General features: G+C 40.2%; 5 protein-coding genes. 2 read left to right on the top strand and 3 right to left on the bottom strand.

Annotated elements, in window-relative coordinates:
• Positions 1–464 precede the first annotated feature (464 nt).
• The 3 genes from AY605_RS05020 to AY605_RS05005 all read right to left on the bottom strand — a co-directional run bounded on the left by AY605_RS05020 (position 465) and on the right by AY605_RS05005 (position 3,898).
• Entirely contained in the window at positions 465–1,514 is a 1,050-nt protein-coding gene (locus AY605_RS05020) for a 3-deoxy-7-phosphoheptulonate synthase (protein ID WP_064095366.1), read from the bottom strand.
• A gap of 521 nt (positions 1,515–2,035) precedes the next feature.
• Positions 2,036–2,566: a hypothetical protein gene (locus AY605_RS05015; protein WP_064095365.1), complete on the bottom strand. Its 531-nt coding sequence runs from the start codon at positions 2,564–2,566 to the stop codon at positions 2,036–2,038.
• Between the two features lie 219 nt (positions 2,567–2,785).
• On the bottom strand, positions 2,786–3,898 hold the full coding sequence (locus AY605_RS05005; protein WP_064095363.1) for an S-(hydroxymethyl)glutathione dehydrogenase/class III alcohol dehydrogenase: 1,113 nt from the start codon (positions 3,896–3,898) through the stop codon (positions 2,786–2,788).
• Positions 3,899–4,019: 121 nt separating this feature from the next.
• Between AY605_RS05005 and AY605_RS05000 the strand changes: the two genes are divergently transcribed.
• Positions 4,020–5,576, top strand: coding sequence for a phospholipase D family protein (locus tag AY605_RS05000; protein ID WP_064095362.1), 1,557 nt, complete (start codon positions 4,020–4,022; stop codon positions 5,574–5,576).
• Between the two features lie 273 nt (positions 5,577–5,849).
• Positions 5,850–6,287: a hypothetical protein gene (locus tag AY605_RS04995; protein WP_064095361.1), complete on the top strand. Its 438-nt coding sequence runs from the start codon at positions 5,850–5,852 to the stop codon at positions 6,285–6,287.
• Positions 6,288–6,302 lie beyond the last annotated feature (15 nt).

Raw genomic sequence — 6,302 nt, 5'->3', positions numbered from 1 at the left:
TCCTGTACTTGACTTGGAAATGTCCATATAGGACATTTCTATTTGGTTATTAGGTAGGACATTTCTACTTGGGAATAACAGCATTTTTAAATAATGTTATTTATCAAATATTTAACTCAATAAATCCAAAACCCAAAAGATCAAAAAACATACGTTTTAATAACTAGTGTGTTTTTTGATCAACTTTGTAATGTTTCGCCAATAAAATTGATTGTTTTTTGATCAAATCGAGGATTTTTTCAATGTTCCCGGTCTTCCCAGGGCAAAAACTATCCCCAATTTCTGGGGATAACATTTAGACATATATTATGCATATCTTAGTAAAAATTAATCTCGACCTTTGCATCTATTTATTCATTATATTTTTAAACTATTTAATGAGCAATTTTAAACATCAAGGTAAATTACCTCATTAGCTTCTTCTGCCTTCCCCCAATGACTTGAAGAAAGACAGAACCTGATTTTTAAGCACTATGCCTTAAACCTTCAAGTCGCAGTGAGTCAGTCATATTTAACAACATCTGTTCGGTTTTAGCCCAACCCAGACATCCATCAGTGATTGATTGACCATAAGTCATTTGCTCAGAAATTTTCTGATTTCCATCGACCAGATGACTTTCAAGCATTACACCGCGAACCTTGGTGTGTAAACGTTCTACCAGGATCTGTTTCAGCACTTCAGGTTGTAGCATCGGATTTTTTGAGCAGTTGCCATGACTACAGTCAATCACTAGTGCCGGCAATTCCATCTGATGTTTTGCCTGTATTTTCTCGATTTCAGCCAGCTGGTAATTAGGTCCACTATTTGAACCACGTAAAATTAAATGCGCTTTAGGATTACCTTGAGAATGTAAAATACATGGCAAACCGGACTGGCTCATACCCAGGAATTGATGAGGATGAGAGGCAGACTGAATAGCATCTAGGGCAATCTGGATCGAACCATCAGTACCATTTTTGAAACCAATGCTATATGGCATATGACTTGAGATTTCACGGTGAATTTGTGATTCGCTGGTACGTGCTCCAATCGCACCCCAAGCCAGTAGATCATCGAAATAAGCGGTTGCCATCGGGCTGAGAATTTCCGAAGCGATTGGCAGACCCATTTCAATAATTTTAAGATATAAGTCACGGGATTTTTCCAGACCCAATTGCATATTGGATGAACCATCCAGATTCGGATCGTAAAGGAAACCTTTCCAACCTACCGTAGTCCGCGGTTTTTCAATATAAGCACGCATGACCAGAAAAATCTGATCAGAAACCTGAGTTTGTAGCTGTTTTAATTTTTCTGCATATTCTAGCGCGGAAGCTTCATCATGAATGGAACATGGACCTGTAATCACCATTAATCGATGATCTCTGCCTTCTAATATATTTTGAACAGTTTGACGATGTTCAGCGACCTGGCTAGCCAATTGCGGAGACAGTGGCAATTGCTGCTTAAGTTGCTGGGGTAAAGTTAAAATGCTTTCAGCATGATGTTGTTGTGATGTATTTGGGGTATTCATGACTTTAATCCTGGGACTGAAAAGCAGTCCAAACTTTTATTTGAGCGTTATGGGTCTAATCGAAACTGTCTTGAGGGTCATTAGCTGACTAAAATAAGACCAATAAAAGCTATTAAAGTATGAATAGTTAAATGTTGTCATGATTGTCTCCAAAATATTCTTAAAAATTAAAGGCATAAAAAAACCTGATCAGGGTTGCCGATCAGGTATAAACTGGTGGGCAACCATTTCATTGCCCAAACGCATTCAGGCAATTATCTAAACTGCCAGAAATAAAAATATGCGTTTGAAATGAGAGGTTGCGTTAACATATTATGTCTTTCATAAAATATGAATCTGAAATTAAAATACGCGCTCTAGGATCATTTGACAAGTATTAAATATAAAAAAATATTTATTAACTTTTCTACTTTTTTTTATGATTTTATCACACAGTTAAAGATATCAATAAAAATGGCAAAACCCACAGAAATGTAGATTTTGCCAACAGTACTTCACTTCATTTTCATGAAGATGAATAATTAACGTGAAACACGATTCCAGGCATCACGTACTGCAAATTTCGCCTGTTCCCAGTTTAAACGAGATTCGCCTTTCATTTGTTCCCATTTTAATTTCAGATCTGGTTCTGCATCTTCAAAACGGGTGTGGGCATCATAGCTGCCACGGTTTTCATAACCTACGCGGTAAGCAGTATCGTAATCGCGGTCATAATCCAGATCGCTGTATGTGGTACGGGCATCTGAATAGTATGGGGTATTTACAGAATTATCACGCCAGTAAGCCTGTTCTTCGGTTGGATTTACTGCTTCGCCTATACCTTTACCGGCCAGACCACCGACCACAGCACCGACAACACCACCTACAGCAGCACCAACAGGACCACCTGCTGCACCAACTGCTACGCCTGCGGCTGCACCGCCTGCAGCACCCAAACCTGTTCCTACAGGATGTGCACCAGGTTCACCAGTAATCGGATCTGCATTTAAATCGTCGCGGACATCTTTTGGAGAGTTCTTAATAACATCACGATCAAAATTATCATTCGACATAAAACTTATCCTTATTTTTTAAAATGGTTTCAATCACGTATGTTGATACGTTCTATTTAATATAAACATCTGGAATGTAATGACCTTAGTTTGCTTGTGTTCTTTGGGTGAGTCTGTGTGATGCTTTAATGCACTAATGTATCCTGAATCAAGTGAAATCCGCATAAAAAAGACCGGTTTAATACCGGTCTTTTTCTCTCTTAAGCCTACGATAATCATTTATTCAAAATGAATGACCGTACGGATTGATTTACCTTCATGCATCAGGTCAAAAGCTTCATTGATCTGATCTAATGGCATGGTATGAGTTACAAAAGGTTCAAGCTGAATTTCACCTTTCATTGACTGCTCTACCATTCCTGGTAATTGTGAACGGCCTTTCACGCCACCAAAAGCGGTACCCATCCATTTACGCCCTGTGACTAACTGGAATGGGCGGGTTGAAATTTCTTTACCTGCACCGGCTACGCCAATAATCACCGACTGGCCCCAGCCACGGTGCGCGCATTCCAGTGCTGAACGCATGACATCAACATTACCGATACATTCGAATGAATGGTCTACACCCCAACCGGTCATTTCCACAATAACCTGCTGGATTGGTTGATCATAGTCTTTTGGATTAAGGAAATCTGTCGCACCAAACTGTTTCGCCAGTTCAAACTTATCTGGATTGGTATCTACCACAATAATACGGCCTGCTTTTGCCTGGCGGGCGCCCTGTACCACAGCAAGACCAATACCACCTAAACCAAATACTGCAACACTATCACCTTCCTGTACTTTGGCAGTGTTATGGACAGCACCAATGCCTGTCGTCACGCCACAGCCCAGCAGGCAGACATGCTCATGGTTAGCTTCAGGATTAATTTTTGCCAAGGATACTTCAGCAACTACGGTATATTCAGAGAATGTTGAACAGCCCATGTAATGGTAAATTGGCTCGCCGTTATAAGAAAAACGTGTAGTTCCATCTGGCATGACACCTTTACCTTGGGTCGCCCGTACAGCGACACACAGGTTGGTTTTTCCAGATTTACAGAACAAGCACTCACCACATTCAGCAGTATAAAGTGGAATTACGTGATCACCTGGTTTCAGACTGGTGACCCCTTCACCCACTTCAACCACTACACCTGCACCTTCATGACCCAGGATTGCAGGAAACACACCCTCAGGATCTTCACCAGACAAGGTAAATGCATCGGTATGACACACACCTGTATGGCTAATTTTCACCAGTACTTCACCTGCTTTTGGTGGAGCAACATCCACCTCAACAATCTCTAAGGGTTGGCCCGGACCAAACGCAACCGCTGCACGTGATTTCATGTAAAACTATCCTTTTTTTGCTGGTTTACAGATGACTAACAGTAACCTCTTTCTATTCGGAGATTCAACTATTAACATCGGGAGTTAAGGAATAAAAAATCCTATAATCAATGGAAGATCAATGACTAAACCTTCACCGTTTATCTGTTTAAGTGTTTTTACTTTAACCCTCATGATTTCTGGCTGCGAACTGGCTCCCAACACTGCCAAAGATGCAGAAATTACTCCAGCCCAACCCGCGCAATGGATAGAGGGTCAATTTTCAAAACAGCAGATTCATGAAGGGAAAACTGCTTTTTTACCCTTATATGACGGCTTTATAAGCATGGCGGCACGCCTGTACCTGATTAATAAGGCCCATCACCATCTTGATCTGCAATATTATATCTGGAAAGATGATTATATCGGTAACATGATGTTGGCCCAACTGTTAAAAGCTGCGGAGCGTGGAGTCAAGGTACGGTTACAGATTGATGATCAGAATGGTACGCAGCTAGATGACAAATTGCTGGCCCTGAGCCAGCATCCAAATATTCAGGTAAAGCTTTTTAATCCCTATAAATTTCGTAAATTACGTGCACTTGATTATGGTTTCCGGATGAAACAGGTTAATCATCGCATGCATAATAAACTGATCATTGCTGATGGGACTGCAGCAGTGACTGGTGGTCGTAATATCAGCAGTGAATACTTTGATGCCAGTGAAGACTTCCAGTTTACCGATGTCGATATCTTTTTTACAGGTCAAAGTGTAAATGCTGCGAATCAGACCTTTATCAAGTTTTGGAATGATGATCTTAGTTATAATCTTCAGCAGGTGCTAAATGATGCAGGCAATCCTGAAATGCTCAAAAAACTCAAAACTGAGTTTGCGCACGAAGATGTTGATGAAACTGAATTAAAACGCCGGGTCGGAATAGCCGAGAAACAAGTCGAACAGCAATTGAAAAAACAGCCCATTCAGTGGGCACCTGCTTATTTCGTTGCGGATACTCCCGCTAAAGCACGTCCCCATGCAAAAAATGGCGATTATATTTATACCCATATGCTCGAACTCATGGGTGAGCCCAAAAAACATCTGGAACTGGTGTCTTCATATTTTATTCCAACACAAGAAGGCACCGACTATTTAACTCATCGTGCTCAACAGGGCGTCAAAATCAGAATCCTGACCAACTCTTTTCAGGCCAATGATGTGGCTCTGGTATATGCCTATTATCAACAATATCGTCAGCAGTTACTGCAAAACGGCATCGAACTCTGGGAATTTAAACCTTATATTGTCCGGCCTGAACGTACCTGGTATGAAGTCATGACTGGAAATATTATTCCGGCAAAGAATAAAAATAGCTCAAGCTTGCATGCCAAATTCTTTGATCTGGATGGCATGGTATTTATTGGCTCCTTCAATTTTGATCCTCGTTCAGCTTTTTTGAATACTGAAGTCGGCCTCGTGATCCAGTCTGAAGATTTCCAGAAGGAAATTACTTACGCGATGGATCAGTATTTGCCACGTATCGCTTATCAGCTCAAGCTGAATGAAAAAAATGAAATCATTTGGCTGGAATATCAAAAAGATGGTCGTATCATTCAACATTTACATGATCCAGACACTACAAAATTCCAGCGCTTCATGATGAATCTTGTGACCAAATTTCCAGGTGAATGGTTAATGTAATGACAAACACATTACAATCTAATGACACAAATTATTTTAATGATTAAAAATCATAAATGAAAATTCATTTTTTGAGTAATCACCTTCTTCTCATTTCAATCTATTCCCTGTGGGAGGAGAGATTTTCAACATTAATTAAATTCTTATACTTATATTTATTAGTTTTTTTCTTATACATTAATCAGCTCAATCACGACAAAGCTTTTACCTCCTCTCTCGATTGCTTTAAAATTACACTTTTACAATCTTTTGCGATTATTCGCCTTCACTCCCATGCAATTTTTTGATTTAAGTCGCCAGTTTAAGCTTAGTGACATTCTGACGCCTGTTAAAACTCTCCATGATTTATCCCAGCAAGAGTGGTATCTGGCCAAGATTCGGGTTGAACATGACTGTCTGTCTGAATCCGATACGGTCGAGGGTCAGGTAGTTTTAAAATCGAATGAAAATATCCAGCTCGAACTGGAATGGCTGATTCAGGATAATGGCTATGAGTTACAGGTTTTATTTAAAGGTATAGAAACTGAGGCTACTGATGAGGCCGGCATTATATTAAAAGGTGCTCAACTGGTCGATGAACAGCAGCAAGTACTCTCTACCCAAGCGTTGAGCTTATGGATTGATGGTACTCTTTTGCCGATGTTGCCTGAGATCCGTCATGAAATTAAAGCACGTTTAAATTTGTGGGATTATGTCGAATACGATGGCTAATCGCCGCATTTTGCA

It is taken from the genome of Acinetobacter sp. SFD (genome assembly GCF_001647575.1).
Taxonomy (GTDB): domain Bacteria; phylum Pseudomonadota; class Gammaproteobacteria; order Pseudomonadales; family Moraxellaceae; genus Acinetobacter; species Acinetobacter pecorum.
The sequence above is the reverse complement of the archived record's forward strand: the minus strand, read 5'-3'. Positions and strand labels throughout refer to the sequence as shown.